Origin of the sequence: Bacillus sp. BD48, assembly GCF_046566805.1 — a bacterium.
Classification (GTDB): domain Bacteria; phylum Bacillota; class Bacilli; order Bacillales; family Bacillaceae; genus Bacillus; species Bacillus safensis.
The window spans coordinates 240271-264719 of record NZ_JANGFM010000004.1; the positions used below are offsets into that span (position 1 = coordinate 240271).

The window sequence follows — 24449 nt, forward strand, 5'->3', positions numbered from 1 at the left end:
TCTTATGAATGCTGTTTCTTCACCACATTCCCGCCAATGACTCCACCAATGACCAGCACTCCTCCGATGAGATGGTACCAATCAATCGTTTCGTGTAAAATGAGAACCCCGGCGGCGACCGTGATAAACGCGGATAAATTGTTAAAGATGCTGACCTTCGCCGCTTCAAGCTGAGAGAGTGCATAATTTGATAAATACGCCGTGAGAAGCGATGAAACAATGCCTAAAAAGAGCATCGACCATACAAAGGATACTTGTGTAAATGGACTGAAAAACTCCGGCAATGACCCATTGATCGAATGCCGGATAAGCGCGGCGGCATTGAAAAAGACAAAGCCAAAGAAGGTCATCACAAAGGTGAGTTCGATCACGTGGAATCGTTTTGTAATCACTCTAGCAAACACACTATATGCACTGGATGACAAGGCTGAAAGTAAAATCAGCACATAACCGATGAAGTGAGAATGCTTGACATCAATTCCCTTCATGACAAAGAGAAGCATCACGCCGCACACAGAAAGAAAGGTAAACAGCACTTGTATCCATGTCGCACGTTCCTTTAAAAACCAGGCTGCCAGCAGCATCGTCAGAATGGGAATCGTCGCTTGAATGATGCCAGCCTCTGAAGAAGATGTATACATCAATCCCCATACTTGAAAAGCAAAGAACAAAACAGGATAAAGCAAGGAAAACGGAACGATATAAATGAGATCACGCCATTGAATGGATATTCGATACTTTTTTCGTAGAAACGGATACAGCAATAGAGCGGCTGCAAAAGAAATGGTAAAGCGGTGTGCCAATAAATCTATTGGGTTTGCTGATTCTAATGCTATTTTGACAAACAAAAAGGAAAAGCCAATGATAGAGGCGTATGCGATTGCGGAAGCATACGCTTTTTGTTTTGACATATTCATAACGTGACTCCTTACATGAGCATGCATGCTTCAAATGAATTGACCGGTTCTGTTCTTCTATCGTAATCGGATCACTTAACGTGTACAATAAGAGAACATGATATCTGTACCGGTACAAGGAGGAAAAGGTGTGAGGAAATATGATCAGCTTGTCTTGAGCTTAAAAGAAAAAATGGAGTCTGGTGAGTACAGTGCTGGGATGAAAATTCCATCCATTCGCCACTTAGCGGCTCAATATGCAGTGAGTAAAAGCACTGTCATCAAGGCGCTGGATACATTGGAGCGTGGACATCTGCTGTATTCTGTAGAAAGAAGCGGCTACTATGTCGTGAAAACGAAGCAGCCAGCAGGCAAGCAGGACGGCACATGGATTGATTTTGCTTCATCTGCACCTGATCCCGTCGTGTTTCCATATGTCGATTTCCAGCACTGCATCAACCAAGCGATCGATTTGTATCAAAATGACTTATTTATTTACGGCACAACCAACGGCTTACCATCACTGCTGCCAGTCATTTCAAAGCGATTAATGGATTATCAAGTGTTTGCTCATCCAGAACAGATCGTCATGACCTCTGGTATTCAGCTCGCTTTATCCATTTTAAGCACCATCCCTTTTCCGAATGGAAAACAAACCATACTAGTCGAACAGCCGGGTTATCACTTATATCTCCAATATTTAGAGAAAAATCAATTGCCTGTGCGCGGAATTCAGCGGACGGAAAAAGGGCTGGATCTTCAGGAATTAGAGCGTATCTTTCGAGAAGAGGAGATTCGTTTTTTCTATACGATGCCAAGATTTCAAAACCCGCTTGGAACGAGTTTATCAAAACGAGAAAAAAGAGCGATTGCAGCCCTTGCTGAGAAATATGATGTCTACATTGTTGAGGATGATTATATAGCAGATTTAGAATTCGACACAAAAAGAGACCCGATCTACTCGTACGATCAGGCAGGAAAGGTCATTTATTTGAAAAGCTTTTCTAAAATCATTTTTCCGGGGCTTCGAACAGGAGCGGTCGTCTTACCTGAAGAACTGATTCGACCTTTTAGCGAACACAAACGACTGATTGATATCGACAGCTCCATGCTGTCCCAGGCAGCCTTAGAAATATATTTAAAAAGCGGGATGTTTGAGCGGCATAGAGACAGGATGCAGGCGACCTATCGAAACCGCGCCAAGCAGCTCGTAGCAAGATTAAAAAATGATCAGAGCGCTTATCTGCTGGGAGAACAGGAGCCGGCTACCCATACACATTTGCGTGTCGACCGGTCGATTCCCATGAACCAGCTTATTCAGCAGCTGAAAAAGGCATCTGTTTCCATTCAGCCAATTGACCGTTATTACCTGTCGGCCTATCAAAAGGAGCCCATTCTTCAGCTGAACATCTGGCAGGTGAAAGAAGAGCAGATTACACGCGGAGTCGATCTATTAAAGACGGTATTTCAGCAAAGCACGCGTTATTAAAGGCGGGACAGTACATCGCTGCAAGCGAGTCTCTCAACGCTTTCAGCCGCAGCAGGTTTTCGTGTGCATACCGCCATTTGGTAGGCAGGGTCAAGTGAGTATGTTTGAACAAAGCAAGGCGCTTCATGATCAGGTAATGTCAACGCAGCCTGTCCATCCTCTGACAGACGGGCTGTAAAGGACGACAGCCCATAGGATAATCCTTTTCCAGTCAGCTTGATAAAGGCCTCCTTCATTGACCATAGATGAAAGAAATAGGCTTCCTGCCGTTCTGCCGGTTTTGAGAGTAAATCCTGATACTCATCCGCTGAAAAAAATCGTTTGGCAATCTCCAGATCAATAGGCTTGATTTCCTCAATATCAATGCCCACAGGTGCATCATCTACTGCGCAAACGACCCAATCGCCAGAGTGAGAAAGATTAAAATGAAAAGAAGGAAGCTGCCGGACAACAGGTTTGCCATTGCCCTCTGTTTCAAAAACGATCTGATCCATAGGCAGCTCGTACATATCATGGATCGTTTGACGAACCAGCACTTCACCTAACAAGGTTCTTCTTGCATCGATCAAAAAACGAAAGCGTTCAGCCGCAGCACGCTTTTCAGATGACACAAAGGGTTTCAGACGTTCTATTTGTTGTCGTGCATTGATTTCATCTAAGTGTTGTAATTGGATAGCAAATATCTTCATAACGAACCTCTAATTTTTTACATTGATTGTACCATTGGAGAGCGGCGTGCAAAAGGGTCCATTAACGTAAAAAGGCAGCGAGCCCCGCTACTTTTACGTACGATTCACGATGTGAACACCATTCGGATCAATTGTATCAACTCCATCATCATCCGTCATGAGCACGTCAAGCAGGGAAAGCCGTTCTCCTTTTTGCCAGCGAATGGGCTGATTCAAAGGTGATAGCAGCTGATCAACTTTAGGTGTCTTTGACAAATCAGGAACAGCAATTGTCATCGCATGCAGCGCATCGTTTCCATTTTCAATGACATCTGTACGGCGCTGTAACTCAAGCCTTAAACGAAGAGGTGTCGAAAGAAACGTTCTCCGTTCCCCAGCTTGGATTGGCCAGTTTAGTTCTTTAGCTTGTTTAAGCAGCTGATCATATTCTTTGTCTGAGACAAGAAAGCCGATGTGATCAAAAAGGACTTTTTTACTATAGCCAAATGTGATATTGATCTGTCCTTTTCTCATTTCGATGATTCGAAAGGTCGGCTGCTCTTCTCTAAAATCATCCCATGTCAGCGGGGGATGATAGGAGCCATCCTTTGTGAAACGGCCTTTAACCTCAAAGCCTAGCGAACGATATGTTTGTTCTGTCTCTTCAACAAATGGTGTCCAGTAATGATAGTGGAAAAGCTGCATGAGGTCTCATCTCCTATATCTGAATATTCCGTTAAATAATTTTAACACAAGAAAAGCCATTCTTATCATAGAATGGCTTGCTTTCATCTTGTAAGGGTTTGAACAGGTTTCTCTGCTGTTTTTGTAATGAGCAGCTGTAGGAGCCGTGTTGATTGCGGTAAGGAGAAACGCAGGACAAGACCTGTGAAGATAGCAGTCAAAATCGTTCCAATACCGATCGGTCCGCCGAGCATCCATGCAAACAAAAGCACAGTTAACTCAATACCATTTCGAACCCACTGAACGTTCAGCCCTGTTTTCGCTGAGATGAGCAGCATTAATGAATCCCTTGGCCCAGCGCCAAGATTGGCTGAGACATAAATGCCAACACCATACCCAGAGACAACAACACCTGTAATAAATACATATAAAGCCGGTAAATATCCATGTGGCGCAGGTAATACCGCATTAAAGAAATCAATAAACACGCCAATCAGCACCATATTGAGCAGGGCGCCGATCTTTGGAAATGATTTCGTGAAGACAGAAGTCAGTGTCACAATCAGTGCACCAATAATGATCGACCATTGTCCAATGGTTAAACCAAAATGCTGAAACAGTCCATAATGAAATGCGTCCCAAGGACCAATGCCAAGGATCTTTCCTTTCACTGTCAGCGATAGTCCAAAAGCAAGTACGATCAATCCAGTAAAGTAAAAAAACCAACGTAAAAGATGTTCCCGCTTCAAAAGCTTTCCCTTCTTTCTTAAACACTCGATTTCCATCGTAACATACTCGCACGCCCCTTTAAATGGCTTTGCTCAATTGTAATCGCTTACTCAAAAAAGAATTTTGTCGAATTGTAAGGGTCAAAGCATCAAAACAAGCAGCAAGACTTTCGGATTGTTTTTTTTAGCAAAAGAAGCCATTAATTTCCGCATTTTAAAAGAAAAAGAAAATAATTCAATATATTTTCCCAAAAAAATAATCTGCAACCAATTAAAGAATAATTATCTTTAAATAGAAGAGATTGTATATAAATCATGTCATTAGACCTGTTTGGAAGAAAAGGAAAATGCGGAGGTATACGATAAAAAAGGTCATTTTATTGGAAAAAACATAGGTGAATCAAACATCGAGAAGTGTATGTTACTAAATGACTATTTTTGTCGAAAATAGTCATTTAGTCATGTTGAGGCATTTGAAATGTTACTGATATTCTTTACCAAAGTGTGGGAGGTGAACTGGTACATACCATTACAATATGAAGCGAGAAAAAGGGGAGGTCAAAGAATGAACTTATTAAAAAGAACGAGTCAATTATTTCTTATATTGGTGCTGATCGTTGGAAATCTATTAACGGTCTCTCCATCTATCACTAAGGCCGCAGGAACAGTGGCAGTCAACAACACAGATTCCTATATCATTGGAAGTAACCCGTTAATTCTTTATCAGCTCGATGGGAATAACCCAACTAGCGTAAAGGCTAGTGTTCAGGTGAAAGGAATCAATTCGACTTCAGTGAACGGTGTGGCTGTAAATGATCAAGAAAATTTGGTGTATGCAACTACGACAGCAAATGGGGAGCCTGTTCTTTATAAAATAAATGCGACGACAGGACAAGCTGAGCGTGTAGGCGTTTTAGCTGGAGGTGCGTCTAATGCCGTTGTCCATAATGGGAAATATATACATTCTTACTCTTCGAATGGAGAATATTTCCTTGGAACATACGATTTAGCTACGGGTCAAAAATCGTCTAAAAAAATTGTCGGATATGACATCGGGTCTGGCGTTGGCGGAGATCTTGTCGTTGATAAGGACGGCTATCTTTGGTTCGCATCAAATGGCAGTGGGGCCATTGCGCAAATGAACCCTGATACAGCAGAAGTCATTCGTGTCATTCCGATTAAAAATGCAGATGGTAAAACGATTGACGGAGGCGTTCGGGGGATTAGCTTTTTGCCCAATGGACAAATGCTATTACAGTCAGGATTAAATGACTCTATTGGCCATTCCACTCTTTTTACACTTGATGCGAAAACATTAAGTACAACATATATGGGCACTGTAGGTGATTCATTATCTTACGATTTAGCTTCGCGGGTTAAGCCAGAATTTGATCCATATCCTCCAGAGCTTGAATCAGAAAAATCAGTTGTCTTACAGAAAAAAGCAGAGGGCAACACAGATGAGAAGCATCCAGAAGTAGGCGACACGTTACTTTATACAATTAAAGCAAAAAATACCGTGCAATATGGTATTGTCAAAAATCTGATCGTATCAGATAAACTGCCAAGCAGCTTAACGTATGTTTCAGGGTCTCTTAAGGTGGATGGAACGAGCGTAACAGATGCAAAAGATCAAGACAAAGGTGATTATACAAACGGCACTGTTTCAGGTCATATAGGTGACGTAAAAGATACCGATTGGCACACAGTGACATTTGAAGCGACGGTAGGCAAAGGTCAGGCAGGCAAAGATATTCAAAATACCGCGAATGTCAAAGGGGAAAACACACCGCCGGATGAACCAACAACAAACATAGAAATTTACCCGCGTGATCCAAAACTTGAATCAAAAAAATCAGCGGTCTTGCAGAAAAAAGCAGAAGGGAATACAGATGAGAAGCATCCAGAAGTAGGCGACACATTACTGTATACCATTCAAGCCCGTAATGCGATTGAAGACAGCGTCATTGAAGATCTTGTGATTTCTGATAAGTTACCTCAAGGGTTATCATATGTACCAAATTCACTTCAGGTAGATGGAAATCCAGTCACAGATGCAAAAGATGATGATAACGGTGATATGACAGATGGAACTGTCACCGGAACGATCGGTGAAGTGAAAGATGCGAAATGGCATACCGTGACGTTTGAAGTCACAGTTGAAAAAGGTCAGTCAGGCAAAGATATTCAAAATACAGCCAATGTTACAAGCGGCAACACACCGCCAGACGAGCCGACAACGAATGTAGAAATCTATCCGCGTGACCCGAAACTGACTTCAGAAAAATCAGCGGTCTTACAGAAAAAAGCAGAAGGGAACACAGATGAGCAGCATCCAGAGGTCGGTGACACCCTTCTTTATACAATTAAAACAAAGAATACGATAGAAGACAGTCTCGTTGAAAACTTAGTGATCTCAGATGAACTGCCGGAAGGATTGGCGTATGTACCGAATTCACTTCAGGTGAATGGAGATGCAGTCACAGACGCAAAGGATGACGATAACGGAGACTTTACAAACGGAACCATCTCAGGACAATTTGGCGACATTAAGGATACAGATTGGTATACAGTGACGTTTGAAGTCACGGTTGAAAAAGGACAATCTGGTAAAGACATTCAAAATACCGCGAGTGTCACAGGTGAAAACACACCGCCAGATAAGCCGACAACAAATACAGAAATCTATCCGCGTGATCCAAAGCTTGAATCAGAAAAATCAGCGGTCTTGCAGAAAAAAGCAGAAGGTAACAAAGATGAGAAACATCCAGAAGTAGGCGATACCCTTCTTTATACAATTAAAACAAAGAACACGGTAGAAGACAGTCTTGTTAAAAATCTTGTGATCTCAGATCAATTACCAAAAGGGCTGAAGTATGTCACTGGATCTCTTCAGGTTGATGGAGAATCTGTCACAGATGTGAAAGACGACGATAGTGGAGACTACACAGATGGAAAAGTTACAGGTTCTTTTGGTGATGTGAAGGACACGGATTGGCATACCGTGACGTTTGAAGTGACAGTTGAAAAGGGACAGGCTGGTCAAGACATTCAAAACACAGCCGAAGTAACTGGCGAAAACACGCCGCCAGATGATCCAACAACAAAAACAGAAATTTATCCTCGTGAACCAAAACTAGCATCAGAAAAGGCTGCGAGTATTCAGAAAAAGGCAGAAGGCAACAAGGATAAAAAGACACCACAAGTAGGCGATACCCTTCTTTATACGATCAAAACAAAGAATCTTGAAGAAGACAGCATCGTCAACAATCTTGTGATTTCCGATGAACTGCCAGAAGGTCTTCAATATGTCGAAGGTTCACTAAAAGTAGATGGACAAACCGTCACAGATGCAAAAGATGATGACAACGGAGACTACACAAAAGGCACAGTCACCGGTCAATTTGGCGATATTAAAGATACGAACTGGCATACGGTGACGTTTGAAGCGAAGGTCGCTAAAGGCCAATCAGGTAAAAGCATTCAAAACACAGCGAAAGTAACAGGCGAAAACACACCGCCAGATGAACCAACAACCGAAACAAACATTGATCCAAGAGATCCAAAGCTTGAATCAGAAAAAACATCTGAGATTGCTCAAAAAGCAGAAGGCAATACAGATGAAAAACAAGTACAGGCAGGCGACACCCTTCTTTACACCATCAAAACAAAAAATAGTGTAGAAGACAGTGTCATCAAAGATCTAGTGATCACAGATAAGCTGCCAGAAGGTCTTCAATATGTCGAAGGTTCACTTAAAGTAGATGGACAAACCGTCACAGATGCAAAAGATGACGACAATGGAGATTACACAAAAGGCACAGTGACCGGTCAATTTGGTGATATTAAAGATACGGACTGGCATACCGTGACGTTTGAAGCGAAGGTCGCTAAAGGCCAATCAGGTAAAAGCATTCAAAACACAGCGAAAGTAACAGGCGAAAACACACCGCCAGATGAACCAACAACCGAAACAAACATTGATCCAAGAGATCCAAAGCTTGAATCAGAAAAAACATCTGAGATTGCTCAAAAAGCAGAAGGCAATACAAATGAAAAACAAGTACAGGCAGGCGACACTCTCCTTTACACCATCAAAACAAAAAATAGTGTAGAAGACAGTGTCATCAAAGGTCTAGTCATCGCAGATCAATTGCCAGAAGGTCTTGAATACGTTGAAGGATCATTAAAAGTAGATGATCAAGCTGTGACAGATGCAAAAGATGATGACAACGGAGACTACACAAAAGGCACAGTGACCGGTCAATTTGGTGATATCAAAGATACGGACTGGCATACGATTACTTTTGAAGCGAAGGTTGCTAAAGGATCTGAAGGTAAAACCATTCAAAATATCGCAGTTGTGAAGGGTGAAAATGTTGATGAACCAGATAAACCTGAAAATTCAACAACGGTAGAACCGCCGCATGTGCCAGAGGTGCCAGGGAATCCAGAACAGCCTTCTCATTCAGAAACGGATACACCTGGACATCATCTTCCGAACACTGCAACAGCAATGTACAACCTTTTACTAGCAGGATTTGCCCTCGTACTAATAGGTGCAGCTCTTATCATCTGGAATAGAAGAAAAAGAAACGGATAAACAGTCATGTTTCAAAAATTCATCTCAGCGATATTGATCACAGCAGGTCTTTGTCTCGCAATTGTAGGGTATTTAAATATCGTTGATGGACAAAAAGAAGTAGAACAGTCATTTCAGTCTGCACAAGCAGCTATCCAGCAAAAGGGGCAAAAGGATTCCCCTTTTGCGCCGCAGGCTGGTGAAACGATTGGGATCTTGCACATCCCAAAACTAAGAGCTGAGTTACCGATTGTAGAAGGAACAGAAGCAGATGATTTAGCAAAAGGTGTTGGTCACTTTCATGAGAGTTATTTTCCGAATCAACAGGGACAAATCGTTTTATCAGGGCATCGTGATACGGTGTTTAGGCGAACAGGAGAACTTGTGAAGGGAGATCAACTCATTATTGAGCTTTCATATGGACGTTTTGTCTATGAAATTGAGAAAACAAAGATTGTGAAAAAAGATGATCAAAGTATTATTACACTACAACAGGAAAAGGAAGAACTTGTCCTGACAACATGTTATCCTTTTTCTTTCATTGGTCCTGCACCAAACAGATATATCATATATGGGAAGCGTATTTAGTCACTGGAGCAGCCTGCAGATTAACCGATTTGATCGCTTAATCCCTTTATAAAGAGGGAATCGTCTATATCATATCTAGAGATGCAGGAGGGGGCAATTTGTTAAATAACGATTATGTTAAATATATAGATAAATTTGGAAGAATTGTTCTTCCGACAGAGATGAGAAAACGGTTGAACATTCATCCGCAAGATTTTATGGAGATTTATCGAGAAGAAGACCAAATTGTGATGAAGCCGTATTGGCAGGACAAACCTTGTATTGTAACAGGACAAGTGACGTGTTCCAATAAAGTGCTATCCGGCGGGGTGGTTATCAGTCCAGAGGGAGCGAGACTGCTCCTGCAAGATTTACTGGCGCTTCGCCTTCAAAAAGAGATATAAAAAAAGGCTGTCCTCACCACGTGAGAACAGCCTTTTTTCATCATACTGGATTCAAAATCCGGTTTAAGAATTGTTTTGTTCGTTCTTCCTTTGGTCGTTTGAAGATTTCTTCTGGAGGACCTTGTTCGACGATGACGCCGCCATCAATAAAAATCACTTCGTCTGCTACTTCTTGGGCAAACTTGATTTCATGTGTGACAACTGCCATGGTCCAGCCTTCCTTCGCTAGATCCTTCATGACTTTTAAGACTTCCCCGACAAGCTCAGGGTCAAGCGCAGAGGTAGGTTCATCAAAAAGCATAAGCTCTGGCTGAATGGCAAGTGCACGGGCAATCCCGACACGCTGCTTTTGACCGCCTGACAGCTGGAATGGATACAGGTCTTTTTTATCTTCAAGACCGACCTTTTGCAAGAGCTGAATGGCTTCTTTTCGAACCGTTTCCTTTGGACGGCGCTGCACCTGAACAGGACCTTCCATCACATTTTCAAGCACTGTGCGGTGAGGAAACAGGTGATAATCTTGAAACACCATTCCTGATTTCCGGCGAAGCTTCAGCAGATCAGCTGATTTATTTTTTTTCGAAAAATCAATCGAGAAATCATCGAAGGTAAAGGAGCCGCCATTTGGTATTTCAAGTGCATTTAAACAGCGAAGCATCGTTGTTTTTCCTGAACCAGATGGACCAAGAATGGCCACAACCTGGCCTTTGTTAATCGAAAAATCAATCGACTTTAAAATCTCATTTTCCCCAAAGGATTTCTTTAAGCCTTTGACTGTTAGCATGTCGTTCCCTCCTTACCTTGCGACATATCGATCAAGTCGTTTTTCAATTTGGTGCTGAACGAGCGATAGAATGAAGCAGAATACCCAATAGATGAGGGCTGCTTCCATATAAATAAACAAGATTTGATCCAAGTTCGCCGCAGCAATTTCCTGTGATTTACGGAACATCTCTGCCACGAGAATTTGGGAGGCAAGGGATGTATCCTTCACCAAACTAATGAATGAATTAGAGAGCGGTGGAATCGATACACGCACAGCCTGCGGTAAAATCACGCGGACGAGTGTTTTGCGATGCGTCATTCCGATTGAATAACCAGCTTCCCATTGTCCTTTTGGAACAGACAGGACAGATGCACGGATAATTTCCGACGCATACGCACCTACGTTTAATGAAAAAGCAATAATGGCACTTGGATATGGATCCAGTGTGATATTAAATGTCGGAAAGAAATAGAAAATAATAAACAATTGCACAAAAAGCGGCGTTCCGCGAACGGCCGACACATAGATGGAGAAGATCCATCTGAGGGCTTTCATTTTAGACATTCTAGCAAGAGCTGTCACAAGCGCGATAAAAATACCAATAATAAAGGCAATGATGGCGAGGGGAATTGTATAATAAATCCCCTGCATCACCATTGGCCAAAAAGATTGCTGAAGAAGATCCCAAGGAATGACGACTCCTAGGATATTATTTTGTAACATCTTCACCAAACCATTTCTTAGAAATCTTAGCGAGTGTACCGTCTTTCTTCATTTCTTTTAGTGCGCCATTCACTTTGTCAACGACTTCGCCGCTGCCTTTTCTGAAGGCAAAATAAGTTTCTTGTGGATCTCCTGTTTCAAATGCAACTTTTAGGTTTTTGTTACCGCTTGTTTTCAAGTAATTCAATACAGCCAATTTGTCATTGAACGTTAGATCAGCACGTCCTTGCTGAATCAATTGAATGGATTGTGCAAGACCTTCAACGCCTTCAATCTTAGCGCCAGCATCTGTTGCTAGTTTATTGTAGTTACTTGTTAATGATTGTGCTGCTTTTTTACCTTTGACATCAGATAGTTTCTTGATGTCGTTGTTATCTGACTTTGTCACAACAATCGCTTGAGACGTTGTGTATTTATCAGAGAAATCATATTGATTTTCACGTCCAGTTTTACCAACTTGGTTCGCTACCACGTCAAAACGTTTTGCATTCAGTCCAGCAAACATGCTGTCCCATTGTGTTTCTTTGAATTCAGGTTTTAGGTCAAGACGTTTTGCTACTTCTGTGATGACTTCTACATCGTAGCCAGTTAATTTATCTGTCTTTTTGTCATGGAATGTGAAAGGAGCATAAGTACCCTCTGTTCCGATCGTCAGAACACCTTTATCCTGAATGGATTTCCAAAGGTCGCCTGATTCCTTAGACCCAGATTGTTTATTCGCGTTGTCGCTTGCACCAGATCCACATGCCGTGATCAATGCAACACAAACGCCTAACATAATGGCAAAGAACATTTTTTTCATTTTATTCCCCACTTTTCTTGTTGGTATTTACAACATATGATCTTACAGAGAAGCAACCTAAAAGTAAAGCATTTGAAACTAGCTTGAGCGAATCTCACCAACTTTATGCCCGCAACCCATTTCTTTCAAACCTAAAAAGTCATTCATCTTATTTGTGCGAACATTACTAAAATAAAGACTTTGAGACAGTGACCATAGAAGGAAGCATATTTATTATAAAAGATGTATAATTAGTAGGTTGTTTTGAAAATGGAATGAATCACATGGAGACATGTTTTGATAACAGAGCATCTTAGAAGAAGGAGGGCATCATTGTGGATGTTGGACAAAATCAGCCTGAACAATTGAAAAGGGCGATGACCTCCCGCCATTTATTTATGATTTCACTTGGCGGTGTCATTGGGACAGGCTTTTTCTTAGGAACGGGCTATACGATTGGACAAGCAGGGCCGGTCGGAGCCGTTCTTTCATATATTGTGGGCGGATTGATCATGTATTTAACCATGCTGTGTCTTGGGGAGCTGTCTGTTGCACTTCCTGTGTCGGGGTCGTTTCATACGTATGCGACGAAATTTGTCAGCCCGGCAGCTGGTTTTGCTGTTGGCTGGATTTATTGGCTCGGCTGGGCGGCAACGGTCGCCCTAGAGTTCTTATCAGCAGGACAGCTGATGAGGCGCTGGCTCCCGCAGGTGGATGTATGGATTTGGTGTCTCATATTCGGACTCTGTCTTTTCTTATTAAATGCCCGGTCAGCGAAAGCGTTCGGGGAGTCGGAGTTTTTCTTTTCTACCATTAAGATTATTGCGATTTTACTCTTTATTGGCGTAGGCGGAGCGGCGATGTTTGGGTTTATTGATACAACGAGCGGTGAACCCGCGCCTTACTTCAGTCATTTTGTGAATGATGGGCTGTTTCCAAATGGCCTGCTTGCCGTTGTGGTCACGATGATCACGGTGAATTTTTCGTTTCAAGGAACAGAACTGATCGGGATTGCGGCAGGAGAAAGTGAAAACCCTGAGAAAACCGTTCCCCGTTCGATCCATCAGACCGTATGGCGTACACTTGTCTTTTTCGTCTTATCTATTTTTGTCTTAGCCGGTATGGTGCCTTGGAAGGAAGCCAGTGTGCTGCAAAGCCCATTTGTTACTGTGTTTGAGAGAACGGGCATTCCTTTTGCGGCAGACATCATGAACTTTGTCATTATCATTGCTTTATTATCTGTTGCGAACTCTGGCTTGTATGCATCGACGAGAATGCTGTATTCCTTATCAAAGGAAGGAATGGCAGGGAAGGCGTTCAGACGAGTCAATCAGCGCGGTATTCCGATGAATGCCTTACTGCTCACCTTCCTGTTTACAGGGATTTCGCTGTTATCCGGGTTCTTTGCAGAGAAAACGGTATTTGCCTGGATCGTGTCCATTGCCGGTATGAGTGCCCAGACAGGCTGGATCACGATTACATTATCACAGCTGCTTTTCCGTAGAAAATATTTGAAAGCAGGCGGAAAGCTGGAAAACTTAAAATTTAAAACGCCTCTTTATCCAGTGCTGCCGATCATTGCAATTACACTGAATACCATCGTATTGGTCAGCCTTGCCTTTGATCAAGAGCAGCGCATCGGGCTATATGTCGGTGTACCGCTCATGATCATTGGGTATATTGTCTATCACCGCTATGTGAAAAAGCATCAGGCACAAAGTGAGCCACTGAAGCTGCAAATCCATGGAGATGACGAGATTCGGTTTTAAAATCAAAAAACACTAAATATAAGATATTTTAAAACACCTCAGATATAAATCTGAAGGTGTTTTTTTCTTGAAGTGATTCTGGAACTTCTCATATCAATAGAAGTACTATTTAACTGTGCTGTAGTTCTCAACTAACAACAAAAGTTAGTTCATATCCTGCTGTTTCAAATCTTGTTGTTCAAAATGTTGGAGTTTATTCTGATATCCTACGTTATTATTACCCCAAAGCTTCTCGTAATCCCATCCTGTTAGCGCTTTCAAAACACTTCTTGTTTCATCATCAGCCTGTTCCATTGAACCATTATTCTTTAACCTATTAATTTCATTAATCATAATGGAATGGGTTTTCTTAGATAATTTAAATTTAAATGAAATAACTAAACTAATACCGACTAGCCCTACAGTTCCGAAAAACAGAATACCTACAATCCCATTTATTGCTGTCGTAGACTGCGTCGTCGCGCTTGCAACAAATCCACTTTCCTGTAAAATAACTCCTACCAAGAATGTGGCTAAAGCTGTAGTACTCTTGCGTGTAAAAGTCATAATACCTGCAAATATTCCTTCTCTTCTTTTACGAGTGACCATTTCATCTACATCAGGAATGAAAGTGTAAATATTCCATGGTATATAATATAATCCACTCTTTCCGATTCCTAAGATAACAGAGAAAGCATACAGCGCTATAATCATATAAGTTGGTTGTGTGAAGTATAAAAATATATAACCACTTATACATGTAATAATAGCAATATAAGATATTCTCAAAGATGGCGCAGGACCTATTTTAATCACGAGCCAACCAAACAATATTGTACATAACATTTGAAGTAATGAACCAATAGATAATAAATCGGCTGCGAGCACTGCATCTTTATTTAAAGAAAACACAACAAAGTAGACAAAGACAGCGTTTAAAATATCCATGGCCGTAAACGAACAAATATACATCGTGAGGTGCTGACGGAAACTTCTTATTCTAAAAGTAGATGTTAAGTCAATGATGACTTTTTTTATGGATTCTATAGCAGGTACTTTTTCTACACCATCAGGTTCTATCATGTCTTCTTCTATTTTACGTTCCCATGTTGTTCTATGTGTAATTAATAATGCCGCCATAAAAATAAAGGTGAAGATAATCCCATTGTAAAGAAAAACTTGAGGTGAATCTTTTCCGAATATTTCGAATAATCTGCCTGGAATAAAGGTAGCTAAAAATGTTCCTAGTCCTGAATAGATTAATCTTATTGTTGAGAGCTTGGTCCGTGCATTAAAATCATTCGTCATTTCAGCTCCAAGTGTTTCAAATGGAATTAATACCATTGCTGCAAGGAATTCTAACAAAATATAAACCGTTAAATAGTACCAGTAATTCATATCAGAAATCCAAAGAAGAGAATAAATAACCATTAAAGGGCTTCCAACTAGCAAAAAGAATCTGCGTCTTCCAAATTTTTTCCCAAGTTTTGTACGACCAAAATTGTCCGTGATATGGCCCATAATTGGGCTTGCTATCGCATCAATAATACGTGCAATTGCAATAATAGATCCTGCTTCAACAGGGGTAAGACCACAGTATGTAATGAAAAAATATAACATCCATGCGCCTATTATAGCGAATGCTCCCCCTCCAAATAAATCCATTGTTCCATAACCAATATAATTTTTGAGTGTTAGTTTCCTGTTCTCAGTCTGCATTCTTATTTCTCCTTTCCAAGCCTACTTATAAATTTAAAAAAACATATAAAATAAAGATGTATGACAAGGAAAAAAATAAAAATATTAAACACCTGAATACGCCATAAAACCTCCATCAACAGGAATTGTCACGCCGGTAACAAATGCTGACATATGATCATCAACAAGCCATAATAGGGTACCAAGAAGATCTTCTGGCGTACCAAACCTTCTCATTGGTGTGTTCGAAATAATCTTATGAGACCTTTCTGTATAATCTCCTTCTTCATTTAGGAGAAGGTTTTTATTTTGTGAGGTTAAAAAGAAGCCCGGTGCAATAGCATTTACTCTAATTCCTGCCTCGGCCATATGAACAGCTAACCATTTGGTGAAATTTTCAATTGCAGCTTTTGCGGCGCTATAAGCAGGTACTTTGGTCATTGGAGAAGGGGCACTCATAGATGACATGTTGATGACAACTGCTCCCTTTTGATGAACCATATGTTTAGTGAAAATTTGTGTAGGAATGAAAGTCCCCATAAAATTTAAATCAAATACATTTTGCACACTATCTGTACTTAAATGAAAAAAAGTATTTAACTTAGGATTAGTAAGGTCTTCTGTTTGAAATATTTCGTTGGTTGTATTTGCACTTGAGTGGTTACCACCAGCTCCATTTATCAATATTGTACACATGCCTAATTCCTCTGATACAATCTTCTCGGCTTGTTCCACACTATCTTTATTCATCACATCACATTTAATCGCAATCGCTTTCCCACCCATAAGGTTAATTTCTTCGGCTACCTTTTCGCCCTTTTCGACTGTTCTATTTAAAATAGCCACAGACACGCCATGTCTAGCAAGTTCCTTTGCCATGGCGCTGCAAAGTACGCCACTTCCTCCTGTTATGACAGCTACTTTACCAGCTAAATTTTTATTTTCTTGTATGTTTACCATGTAGCTTCCTCCTTTGCTTCTTTTCGTACAGACTGTTTATTTTTTAAAGCATCCCAAGCTCCCCACAAATACATAATTCCAAGTGCTCTATCATAAAGACCATATCCAGGCCTGCATTGTTCATCCCAAATGTGTCTTCCATGATCGGGTCTACAATAACCTTTGAATCCGCTTTCATAATAAGCATGGATAATGGCTGAAACGTCTACTGATCCATCTTTTGATCGATGCGATGTTTCAACAAAGTCCCCGTTATCATATACGCGTACATTTCTTATATGAGTAAATGGTATTCTATCAATAAATTCGTGAATCATAGAAACTAAATCATTCTCTAAGTTTGCTCCTAAAGATCCTGTACAGAGCGTTATACAATGATATGGGCTGCTATTTAGTTGTAAAATTTTTCTGATGTTTTTTTGGTTAGTTACTATTCGCGGTAGACCAAAGACAGGCCAAGGTGGATCGTCAGGATGAATAGCCATCTTAATATCATGAAGTTCTGCAATTGGAATAATTTGATCTAAAAAATATTTCAAGTTGGCCCATAAATCATCTTCTGTTATATTTCTGTAGGCTTCAAACAGTTGGTGAAGGTGATTTAACCTCTCTGGTTCCCAACCTGGCATGGTTAAACTGGAGTTCTCACTAATTTTATTTACTAATTCTTTCGGATCAATATCTTTAATTCGACTATGTTCATAAAATAGAGCTGTAGATCCATCAGAAAGTGTTTTATTTAAGTCTGTACGGATCCAATCAAAGACAGGCATAAAGTTATAACATATGACTTTAACACCCACCTTTGCTAGCTTCTGAATTGTTTTCTTATAATTTTCTATGTATCGATCTCTAGTTGGAAGTCCGAGCTTAATGTCTTCATGAACATTCACGCTTTCAACTACTTCAATATGAAGGTTATGTTTATCAGCTAATTTTTTCATTTCTAACATTCTTTCTATTGGCCACTCTTCTCCTACGGGCACATCATGCAGTGCCCAAACAATTCCTTCCACTCCTGGAATCTGCTTTATTTGTTCCAGTGTGATCGTGTCGTTTCCTTCTCCAAACCATCTGAATGTCATCCTCATCTATTATCACCCCTAATTTTATTTGAAATAATTTGGATATTCTTTCTTCAATAATTCTTTATCAACAAGTGCAATTTTCAAATGTTCTTCCATGATTTTTTCAGCTTTATCAGCATCTTGATCTTGTATAGCTTTGAAGATATTCACATGTTGAGAAAGAATATGATCCCAATTATAATCTGTTACTAGCCTTAACATGCGACTCCTATTAAAGTGTACATTCATCTGTTGAATAACTAACCATGTTTTTTCTTTTTTACACTGTTTGAAAATAGTTCTATGAAACTCCTCATCTAATTCAAACATTTTTTTATAGTCTTTTTTCTTAACGCAAATTTTTTGCATACTTAAATTCATATCTAAATCATTCATCAACTCTTCAGAAAATTCCTGACAGGCTAGTCTAATCACTGCCTTCTCGAGATGTTCTCGCATAAACCGTGCTTCCTCCACAAGGTTCAAATCAATTAAAGAAACAAAAGTACCTCGTTGAGGATAGATACTTAATAATCCTTCTTGAGATAATTTTAAAAAGCTTTCTCTTACAGGAGTTCGACTCACATTAAATTGAACTGATATTTCTTTTTCAGAAATATTTGTCCCAGGTGGAAGCTTCAGGCTTAATATTTGATCTTTTAGCATATTGTAAACTTGTTCCCTCGTAGAGAGGTTTTGGTTTTTAAAATCAATATTCATTATTCTAATCTCCTTTCTCTAACATACTACCATACAAGTTCATGAGAATGGTAGACATTGATTTGATTTTTCTGAATATTTGTACTGTGAGCATTTGATGATTCCAACTATGTTAGACATTATCAATCATAAAAGTGTGGGATATTTAAAAGAAAATTCAAAAAAATATACAAAATTCAAAAAGATTGAGTTATAATGTTTTTGAGCTACCATACTAGTATAACTAGAATATTCATAAAACTCACGGTACTCTAATCTATCAGTTAGGTGAATCATTAAGTTTTTTGAAAGCGCTATCTCGTTATTAGAAGTGAACATTTATCTTCTTACAGAAGGGAAAGATGTATATGTCCAACATCGCAATAATAGGAACGGGATCTATTGCAACTGCCCATATCGAGGCTTATCTTGCAATGCCTGAAATGAGTAAAATTGTAGCTTTAGCTGATATTTATCCTGAAAAAGCAATGTCTGCAGCAACAAAATATAACCTAGAAGCACGAGTTGTCGCTAACTACCAAGAGTTATTGAATGATCCTACTATTGATGCCGTTTCCATTTGTACACCTCCTTATATGCACGCAACCATTGCCATCGATTTTCTTAAAGCAGGCAAACATGTCTTAGTAGAAAAACCGATGGCTTCTTCTCTAAAAGAATGTGACGAAATGATAAAAGCAGCTATTGAAAGCCAGAAGCTTTTATCCGTTGTTGCTCAAAACAGGTTTATGACTCCCATTATGAGATTAAAACATGTCCTTGATCAAAACCTAATTGGAAAAATCGCTCATACTCAAGTTGATTCTTTTTGGTGGCGTGGTCATAGTTATTATGATTTATGGTGGCGCGGTACATGGGAAAAAGAAGGTGGAGGTTGTACACTTAATCATGCTGTCCATCATATTGATATGTTGCAATGGATGTTAGGATTGCCGACTGACATTTTTGCAGCAACTAGTAATACCTTGCATGATAATGCAGAGGTTGAAGACCTTTCTATTGCTGTACTTCGTTATGGAAATGGCAGCTTAGCACAAGTAACCAGTTCTGTGGTTCATCATGGAGAAGAACAACAATTGATTTTTCAAGGTGAAAAAGCTAGAGTATCTGTCCCATGGAAAGTAAATGCTCAAATAGCTAAAGAAAATGGGTTTCCTCAAGAGAAAAATGATGAGGATTTAGAAAATCGTATTCAGGAAGCTTTTAATCAATATCCGGAATTACTATTTGAAGGGCATAAAGGACAAATAAATAATTTTTTAATGGCTATCAAGGGTAACCAGAAGCTTCTAATTGATGGAACAGAAGGAAGGAAAACACTAGAGCTTATTACAGCCATCTATAAATCTGCAAACCTTGGTGTTCATGTGAAGCTTCCTCTTTTAGCAGACGATCCTTTTTATACACGTGAAGGAATGCTCGCGAACGTGAAGCATTTTTATGAAAAACAAAGCAGTGTAGAAAATTTTTCAGACGATACTATAACCGTTGGAGGTAATTACGAGAAAATATGAATCTAACGTTATTAAGTGATAAATATTAAAAATAAACTGGAAGCTAGCTCGAGGAGGAACAATCATGCAGAAAAGTGATGGAATGAATTATGCTCCTAAGGGAAAAAGTGCCCCTGTCGTTACAGAAGGACAATTCGTAATGGCAGCTATAGGTCTTGATCATGGACACATCTATGCAATGTGCAATGGATTAACTGAGGCTGGGGCTACATTAAAATGGGTTTATGATCATGATCAGAAAAAAGTACAAGAATTTTGTAAAGCATATCCGGCGGTACAGGTAGCCAAAAGTGAGAAAGAAATTCTCGAAGACCCAGATGTAAGGCTCGTGGCAGGCGCAGCCATTACATCTAAACGCTGTGATTTAGGGCTGCGTGTTTTAGATCATGGTAAGCATTACTTTACGGATAAATCCCCTTTTACAACGTTAGAACAATTGGAGCTTGCTCGTAAAAAAACAGCTGAAACGGGACTTAAATGGGCTGTTTATTATAGTGAACGTTTGCACGTGGAGAGTGCCGTATTTGCTGGTCAATTGATTGAACAAGGAGCAATTGGCAAAGTGGTACAAGTTCTTGGAACTGGCCCACATCGTAGTAATGTAGAAAGCAGACCAAGCTGGTTTTTTGAAAAGGAATATTATGGAGGTATTCTATGTGATATTGGAAGTCACCAAATTGAACAATTCCTTTTCTATTCTGGCGCAAAAGATGCAAAAGTTGTACATAGTAAAGTGGGCAATTATAAACATCATCAATATCCAGAATTAGAAGACTTTGGTGATGCTACGTTGATTGCTGATAATGGGGCTACAAACTACTTTAGAGTAGACTGGCTGACTCCTGATGGCCTTAGCACTTGGGGGGATGGGCGCACATTCATTCTCGGAACAGATGGGTATATTGAAATTCGCAAATACGTAGACATAGCAAGAGATAAAATAGGAGACCATTTATACTTAGTAAATCAACATACAGAGCAACATTTTTCTCTAAATGGAGAAGTAGGATTCCCTTACTTTGGTGAACTTATTTTAGATTGTTTAAACGATACTGAAAATGCTATGACTCAAGAACATACTTTTAAAGCCGCAGAACTATGCTTAATTGCACAACGAGACGCAATCTACGTAAATACGGAGTTGGAATTAAGTAAGATCTAAAAAAGTGAGGTGTTATTTTTGTTAATAACACCTTATTTCATTTCATTGAGATTTTCTAAACAAGTATGAAGGATAAAGAAACGATAAAATGTATAGAGGTGACGATATTGTCTACATTCCTAAGCGAAGATATGATGCTTAATCACGAAAGTTCAAAAGTTCTTTATCATGATTACGCGAAAAATATGCCAATCTATGATTTTCATACGCATTTAATGGCTGCTGAAATTGCTACTAACAAAAAATATGAAAATATGACTGATATTTGGCTTAATGGAGATCACTATAAATGGAGGGCGATGCGATGGTTAGGCGTAGAAGAAAGATTTATCACGGGGAATGCAAGTGACAAGGAAAAATTCTTAGCTTGGGCCCAAACTGTTCCATATACAATAGGAAACCCTCTATATCATTGGTCACATTTAGAATTAAGTCGTTATTTCAATATCAATGAGTTGTTCTCAGAAAAAAATGCACATAAAGTTTGGGATATCTGTAATGAGAGATTAAATGAAAGTAACATGTCCACCAATGGAATTTTAGAAAAATTTAATGTAAAAGTTGTATGTACGACTGATGATCCAATCGATACTTTAGAAAATCATCAAATCATACGTAAAGATGTAGGAATTACAACTAGGGTCCTACCTACATTTAGACCGGATCATGCTTTAAATATTGAACAATCAAATTTTGTGAATTATATAGAACAATTAGGTGATTCAATCAACGGCGTTGTTTTAACATATGAAAACTTTATCGCTTCATTACATTCACGAATTGATTATTTTCACGCGAATGGATGCAGAATGTCTGATCATGGTTTTGAAATATTTCCATTTTCACCAGCTACTGAACAAGAAGTGTCTTCTATATTTGTACGTGCTCTGCAAGGAAAAACACTATCCCTAGAGGATATCAATAAATTTAAAACAAACACTCTTATTCACCTGAGTAAAAAATATCATTCTCTTCATTGGACTATGCAATTACACATAGGTGCTTTAAGGAATAATAACACAAGAATGTTCAAGTTAACGGGAAAAGATAGTGGATACGACTCTATGTCTGACTTCCACCTAGCAAGACATTTAAATGGTTTTTTGAATGAATTAGACAAAGACAATCTTTTACCTAAAACAATTATCTATAATTTAAATCCCGTTCATAATGCGATTGTGGCCTCTACTATAGGGAATTTTCAGTCTTCTGATGCCAGAGCAAAAATTCAATTTGGATCCGGGTGGTGGTTTAATGATCAAAAAGACGGCATGCTAGATCAAATGAAAACATTATCTAATATAGGTTTGCTTAGCACTTTCGTAGGCATGCTTACAGACTCAAGAAGCTTTTTATCGTTCCCTCGCCATGAATATTTCAGAAGAATTTTATGTCATTTATTTGGGACTTGGATAGAAAATGGTGAGCTTCCAAGGGATTACGAATTTATAGGGAAAATAGTCAAAGATATTTGTTATAACAATGCCGTGAATTATTTTAACATTGAAATAAATGAGACAGTACCAATAAAAACGAATGAATAATACAGTAAGATATAAATTTTCTTTCTGAATATAAAGCTCATGAAAAAGAGTTTTCTCCTATTGAGAACAGCTTTTTTTCACGAGCTTTTTCTAATAATATTAAGAGATTGATTTACTTATACTGGTGATTGGTCGATCATATTACATAATGAAGTTTTGATGATAAATAAAGTGAAAAACTGGACATGATGTACTCATGTCCAGTTTTTTATTAATGAACGCCTTTCATCGCTTTCTTAATCACTGGTGTAAGTAATAGCATCACACCGCATAAAACGATGGCCAGGAATCCGATGATACCGAAATAAACGGTTTCTGGCACTTTATCAAACAGTTTGACTACTTGCGCATTGATTGCCTGTGCCATCGCATTTGAAAGGAACCAAAGGCTCATCGTTTGCGCTGAGAAGGCAGCAGGTGCCAGCTTTGTTGTCGCAGAAAGTCCAACCGGTGATAAGCAGAGCTCTCCGATCACGACGAGGAAGAAGCTCAGAACGAGCCATAATGGGCTCACAAGTGTATTCGGACCAGACATGTATGCAGGAATGATCATGATGATGAAGGATAACCCTGCAAACAAAAGACCGAGTGAGAACTTAATCGGGGTAGACGGCTGTTTCTTCCCAAGTCTGACCCATAACCAAGCAAACACTGGAGACAGCAGCACAATAAAGATTGGGTTCAATGATTGGAACCACGAAGAGGCTAATGTCATCCCAAGGAAATTCAAGTTTGTTCGTTGATCTGCATATGTCGCTAAAATGTTTGAGCCCTGTTCTTGAATCGCCCAGAACATCACGGCAGCAAGGAACAATGGAATATAAGCGAGGACCCTGGATTGCTCCACTGCGCTCGTCTTTTTACTGAAATACATGATAATGAAATAAACAATCGGAATGAGTACACCAAGGGCACTGACAAACCAAGTGAATAGATTAATTGTGAGTGCGCCTGTTTGAATGCCAATGACAGCAAAAACCGCGAGCAAAATCACAACCAATGATCCGTAAATTTTGAAGTTCTTACGTTCGGCAGCTGATAACGGATTTGTCACATAAGTACCGGCAAGACCAAGGTTCGGTTTTTTTGTAATGACAAATGTAATGAGTCCAACAAGCATTCCAACGGCAGCGATTGAGAACCCGAGGTGGAAATTCACTTTTTGACCGAGTGTTCCGACAATTAATGGGGAGATAAAGCCGCCCATGTTGATTCCCATGTAGAAAATACTAAAGCCAGAGTCCCTGCGCGGGTCTGTTTTTGTATACAGGTCGCCAACAATGTTTGAAACGTTTGGCTTGAGAAGACCTGTCCCGATAATAATCAGTCCCATACTAATAAAGAGCGCTGTTGCTCCGCTTGGCAAAGCCAAAATCACGTGGCCAAGCATAATGAAAACTCCGCCATAAAAAACCGTACTGGATGATCCAAATACCCGGTCGGCGAGCCATCCGCCAATAACTCCTGACATATAGACAAGTGCACCGTAGACAGACATGATCGAATTGGCTGTCGTCTGGTCAAAGCCTAGACCGCCTTTTGTCACCTCTGTGTACATATAATAAATAAGCAGTGCACGCATGCCATAATAGGAGAAACGCTCCCAAAATTCAGTGAAAAACAGTGTGTAAAGTCCTTTTGGATGTCCAAAAAACCCTTTTTGAGGAACACTTTTAACAATTTTATCGTGGTCAATTGTAGACATGGCATAGATCCTTTCTTAAATAAAGAGATATGAGAAAAATGAT

The 24449-nt window shown here is 39.7% G+C and carries 20 protein-coding genes; 8 read left to right on the forward strand and 12 right to left on the reverse strand.

All coding sequences use genetic code 11. The features are described from left to right. Positions 1-2: 2 nt before the first annotated feature. Entirely contained in the window at positions 3-917 is a 915-nt protein-coding gene (locus ACLGGR_RS13500) for a DMT family transporter (protein ID WP_251216862.1), read from the reverse strand. A 130-nt stretch (positions 918-1047) separates the two neighbouring features. Here ACLGGR_RS13500 and ACLGGR_RS13505 point away from each other — a divergent pair, with 130 nt between their 5' ends. Further along, positions 1048-2385 (forward strand): aminotransferase-like domain-containing protein, encoded by a 1338-nt coding sequence (locus tag ACLGGR_RS13505; protein ID WP_410973250.1) that lies wholly within the window; start codon positions 1048-1050, stop codon positions 2383-2385. Here ACLGGR_RS13505 and ACLGGR_RS13510 read toward each other — a convergent pair. From ACLGGR_RS13510 to ACLGGR_RS13520, 3 genes are all read right to left on the reverse strand, one after another. Next, entirely contained in the window at positions 2382-3074 is a 693-nt protein-coding gene (locus ACLGGR_RS13510) for a 4'-phosphopantetheinyl transferase family protein (RefSeq protein ID WP_142946751.1), read from the reverse strand. The genes ACLGGR_RS13505 and ACLGGR_RS13510 overlap by 4 nt on opposite strands. A 93-nt stretch (positions 3075-3167) precedes the next feature. Next, positions 3168-3758: a hypothetical protein gene (locus tag ACLGGR_RS13515; RefSeq protein WP_410973251.1), complete on the reverse strand. Its 591-nt coding sequence runs from the start codon at positions 3756-3758 to the stop codon at positions 3168-3170. 83 nt (positions 3759-3841) lie between these two features. Further along, positions 3842-4486 (reverse strand): YczE/YyaS/YitT family protein, encoded by a 645-nt coding sequence (locus tag ACLGGR_RS13520; RefSeq protein ID WP_142946753.1) that lies wholly within the window; start codon positions 4484-4486, stop codon positions 3842-3844. A 544-nt stretch (positions 4487-5030) separates the two neighbouring features. Between ACLGGR_RS13520 and ACLGGR_RS13525 the strand changes: the two genes are divergently transcribed. The 3 genes from ACLGGR_RS13525 (at position 5031) to ACLGGR_RS13535 (ending at position 10018) form a co-directional block, all read left to right on the forward strand. Continuing rightward, a complete protein-coding gene (locus tag ACLGGR_RS13525) occupies positions 5031-9068 on the forward strand; it encodes an isopeptide-forming domain-containing fimbrial protein (RefSeq protein ID WP_410973252.1) in 4038 nt (1345 codons plus the stop codon). 6 nt (positions 9069-9074) lie between these two features. Further along, complete coding sequence (locus tag ACLGGR_RS13530) at positions 9075-9635, forward strand: class D sortase (protein WP_142946755.1); 561 nt, start codon at positions 9075-9077, stop codon at positions 9633-9635. A gap of 98 nt (positions 9636-9733) precedes the next feature. Further along, positions 9734-10018, forward strand: coding sequence for an AbrB/MazE/SpoVT family DNA-binding domain-containing protein (locus ACLGGR_RS13535; RefSeq protein ID WP_039176465.1), 285 nt, complete (start codon positions 9734-9736; stop codon positions 10016-10018). Between the two features lie 40 nt (positions 10019-10058). Here ACLGGR_RS13535 and ACLGGR_RS13540 read toward each other — a convergent pair whose 3' ends face one another. Genes ACLGGR_RS13540 through tcyA form a run of 3 tightly spaced genes read right to left on the reverse strand, consistent with a single transcriptional unit; the run spans position 10059 to position 12309 of the window. Next, on the reverse strand, positions 10059-10802 hold the full coding sequence (locus tag ACLGGR_RS13540) for an amino acid ABC transporter ATP-binding protein (RefSeq protein WP_024424287.1): 744 nt from the start codon (positions 10800-10802) through the stop codon (positions 10059-10061). 12 nt (positions 10803-10814) lie between these two features. Next, positions 10815-11507, reverse strand: a complete 693-nt coding sequence (locus ACLGGR_RS13545; protein ID WP_024427294.1) for an amino acid ABC transporter permease — start codon at positions 11505-11507, stop codon at positions 10815-10817. Then, positions 11494-12309: a cystine ABC transporter substrate-binding lipoprotein TcyA gene (gene tcyA, locus ACLGGR_RS13550; RefSeq protein ID WP_142946756.1), complete on the reverse strand. Its 816-nt coding sequence runs from the start codon at positions 12307-12309 to the stop codon at positions 11494-11496. Before tcyA ends, ACLGGR_RS13545 begins: the two co-directional genes overlap by 14 nt. A 314-nt stretch (positions 12310-12623) precedes the next feature. Between tcyA and ACLGGR_RS13555 the strand changes: the two genes are divergently transcribed. Beyond that, complete coding sequence (locus tag ACLGGR_RS13555) at positions 12624-14057, forward strand: amino acid permease (protein WP_142946757.1); 1434 nt, start codon at positions 12624-12626, stop codon at positions 14055-14057. 144 nt (positions 14058-14201) lie between these two features. Here the strand turns inward: ACLGGR_RS13555 and ACLGGR_RS13560 are convergent, their stop codons facing one another. The 4 genes from ACLGGR_RS13560 to ACLGGR_RS13575 form a co-directional block, all read right to left on the reverse strand. Further along, positions 14202-15755 (reverse strand): MFS transporter, encoded by a 1554-nt coding sequence (locus ACLGGR_RS13560; protein WP_142946758.1) that lies wholly within the window; start codon positions 15753-15755, stop codon positions 14202-14204. An 84-nt stretch (positions 15756-15839) separates the two neighbouring features. Continuing rightward, complete coding sequence (locus tag ACLGGR_RS13565) at positions 15840-16694, reverse strand: SDR family oxidoreductase (protein WP_410973253.1); 855 nt, start codon at positions 16692-16694, stop codon at positions 15840-15842. Then, positions 16688-17785, reverse strand: coding sequence for a mannonate dehydratase (gene uxuA / locus ACLGGR_RS13570; protein ID WP_041106572.1), 1098 nt, complete (start codon positions 17783-17785; stop codon positions 16688-16690). The genes ACLGGR_RS13565 and uxuA overlap by 7 nt, the downstream gene beginning before the upstream one ends. 18 nt (positions 17786-17803) lie before the next feature. After that, on the reverse strand, positions 17804-18481 hold the full coding sequence (locus ACLGGR_RS13575; RefSeq protein WP_142946760.1) for a GntR family transcriptional regulator: 678 nt from the start codon (positions 18479-18481) through the stop codon (positions 17804-17806). 347 nt (positions 18482-18828) lie between these two features. Between ACLGGR_RS13575 and ACLGGR_RS13580 the strand changes: the two genes are divergently transcribed. The 3 genes from ACLGGR_RS13580 to uxaC all read left to right on the forward strand — a co-directional run bounded on the left by ACLGGR_RS13580 (position 18829) and on the right by uxaC (position 22701). Next, on the forward strand, positions 18829-19995 hold the full coding sequence (locus tag ACLGGR_RS13580) for a Gfo/Idh/MocA family protein (protein ID WP_410973254.1): 1167 nt from the start codon (positions 18829-18831) through the stop codon (positions 19993-19995). Positions 19996-20059: 64 nt separating this feature from the next. Further along, a complete protein-coding gene (locus tag ACLGGR_RS13585; RefSeq protein WP_410973255.1) occupies positions 20060-21157 on the forward strand; it encodes a Gfo/Idh/MocA family protein in 1098 nt (365 codons plus the stop codon). A gap of 107 nt (positions 21158-21264) precedes the next feature. Then, on the forward strand, positions 21265-22701 hold the full coding sequence (gene uxaC / locus ACLGGR_RS13590; protein WP_410973256.1) for a glucuronate isomerase: 1437 nt from the start codon (positions 21265-21267) through the stop codon (positions 22699-22701). Between the two features lie 211 nt (positions 22702-22912). Here the strand turns inward: uxaC and ACLGGR_RS13595 are convergent, their stop codons facing one another. After that, positions 22913-24406, reverse strand: a complete 1494-nt coding sequence (locus ACLGGR_RS13595; protein WP_142946764.1) for a peptide MFS transporter — start codon at positions 24404-24406, stop codon at positions 22913-22915. Positions 24407-24449: the final 43 nt, after the last annotated feature.